2 protein-coding genes are annotated in these 2,280 nt (G+C 68.0%); both read left to right on the top strand.

The window, feature by feature from the left end:
* Positions 1–1,740 (top strand): 2-oxoacid:acceptor oxidoreductase subunit alpha (locus ACFVQG_RS38640; protein ID WP_383393407.1); only part of this gene is annotated, 1,740 nt, incomplete at its 5' end.
* Positions 1,733–2,280, top strand: a 548-nt coding sequence (locus ACFVQG_RS38635; protein WP_383393404.1) for a 2-oxoacid:ferredoxin oxidoreductase subunit beta, incomplete at its 3' end; no start/stop codon positions are given. The genes ACFVQG_RS38640 and ACFVQG_RS38635, both read left to right, overlap by 8 nt.

Below are 2,280 nucleotides of genomic sequence, written 5' to 3'. Positions count from 1 at the left end.
CTGTCGACGTTGCCGAATTTCCCGGCTGAGATCCGGGCGCCCGCCGGGACTCTGCCCGGTGTTTCGTCGTTCCAGCTGCATTTCGCCGACCATGACATTCTCACGCCCGGGGACGCGCCGAATGTGCTGGTGGCGATGAACCCGGCGGCGCTGAAGGCGAATGTCGGGGATCTTCCGCGGGGCGCGGAGATCATCGTGAACACCGACGAGTTCACCAAGCGGGCGATGCAGAAGGTCGGCTATGCCAGCAATCCGCTGGAGGACGGGTCGCTGGACGGCTATCACCTGCATCCCGTGCCGCTGACGACGCTGACGGTGGAGGCGCTCAAGGAGTTCGCGCTCTCCCGTAAGGAGGCCGAGCGCAGCAAGAACATGTTCGCGCTGGGTCTTTTGTCGTGGATGTATCACCGGCCGACGGAGGGCACGGAGAAGTTCCTGTCGGCGAAGTTCGCGAAGAAGCCGGATATCGCGGCGGCGAACATCGCGGCGTTCCGGGCGGGCTGGAACTTCGGGGAGACCACGGAGGATTTCGCGGTCTCGTATGAGGTCGCCCCCGCCCAGCAGGCCTTCCCGCCCGGTATCTACCGCAACATCTCCGGGAACCTGGCCCTGTCCTATGGTCTGGTCGCGGCGTCCCGGCAGGCTGACCTGCCGCTGTTTCTGGGCTCGTATCCGATCACTCCGGCCTCGGACATCCTGCATGAGCTGTCCCGGCACAAGAACTTCGGGGTGCGCACGTTCCAGGCGGAGGACGAGATCGCGGGGATCGGGGCGGCGCTGGGCGCGGCCTTCGGCGGTTCGCTGGCGGTGACGACCACGTCGGGGCCGGGGGTGGCGCTGAAGTCGGAGACGATCGGGCTGGCGGTGTCGCTGGAGCTGCCGCTGCTGGTGGTGGACATCCAGCGCGGTGGTCCCTCGACGGGCCTGCCCACCAAGACCGAGCAGGCGGACCTGCTGCAGGCGATGTTCGGCCGCAACGGCGAGGCCCCGGTCCCGGTGATCGCCCCGCGCACCCCCACGGACTGCTTCGACGCCGCCCTGGAGGCGGCCCGGATCGCGCTGGCCTACCGCACCCCGGTGTTCCTGCTCTCCGACGGCTACCTGGCCAACGGCAGCGAACCGTGGCGCGTCCCCGAGCTGGAGGAGCTGCCCGACCTCAGGGTGCAGTTCGCCCGGGGACCCAACCACACCCTGGACGACGGCACTGAGGTGTTCTGGCCCTACAAGCGCGACCCGCAGACCCTGGCCCGGCCGTGGGCCATCCCGGGCACGCCGGGTCTTGAGCACCGTATCGGCGGGATCGAGAAGCAGGACGGCACCGGCAACATCTCCTACGACCCCGCCAACCACGACCTGATGGTCCGCACCCGGCAGGCCAAGATCGACGGCATCGACGTGCCCGAGATGGAGGTCGATGACCCCGGCGGCACGGCACGCACCCTGGTGCTGGGCTGGGGATCGACCTACGGGCCCATCACCGCGGCCGTGCGCCGCATCCGCAAGGACGGCGGGCAGATCGCGCAGGCCCATCTGCGCCACCTCAACCCCTTCCCGCCCAACCTCGGCGACGTGCTGGAGCACTACGAGCGCGTCGTCGTCCCCGAGATGAACCTCGGCCAGCTCGCCATGCTGCTGCGGGCGAAGTACCTCGTCGACGCCCGCTCGTACAACCAGGTCAACGGGATGCCGTTCAAGGCCGAACAGCTCGCCACGGCTCTGAAGGAGGCCATCGATGACTGAGGCGCTGCACCTGGTGCCCAAGGCAGAGGCGAAGCAGTCCATGAAGGACTTCAAGTCCGACCAGGAAGTGCGCTGGTGCCCGGGCTGCGGCGACTACGCCATCCTCGCGGCCGTGCAGGGGTTCATGCCGCAACTGGGCCTGGCCAGGGAGAACATCGTCTTCATCTCGGGCATCGGCTGCTCCTCGCGCTTCCCGTACTACATGAACACCTACGGCATGCACTCCATCCACGGCCGCGCCCCCGCCATCGCGACCGGCCTGGCCGCCTCCCGCCAGGACCTGTCCGTGTGGGTGGTCACCGGTGACGGTGACGCACTGTCCATCGGCGGCAACCACCTCATCCACGCCCTGCGCCGCAATGTGAACCTGAAGATCCTGCTGTTCAACAACCGGATCTACGGGCTGACCAAGGGCCAGTACTCGCCCACCTCCGAAGTCGGCAAGATCACCAAATCGACGCCGATGGGCTCCCTGGACGCCCCCTTCAACCCCGTCTCCCTGGCACTCGGCGCGGAAGCCTCCTTCGTCGCCCGCACCCT

The organism is Streptomyces sp. NPDC057877 (assembly GCF_042796855.1).
Classification (GTDB): Bacteria; Actinomycetota; Actinomycetes; order Streptomycetales; family Streptomycetaceae; genus Streptomyces.
Note: the sequence above shows the minus strand (reverse complement) of the source record. Positions and strands in the feature narration are given on the sequence as shown.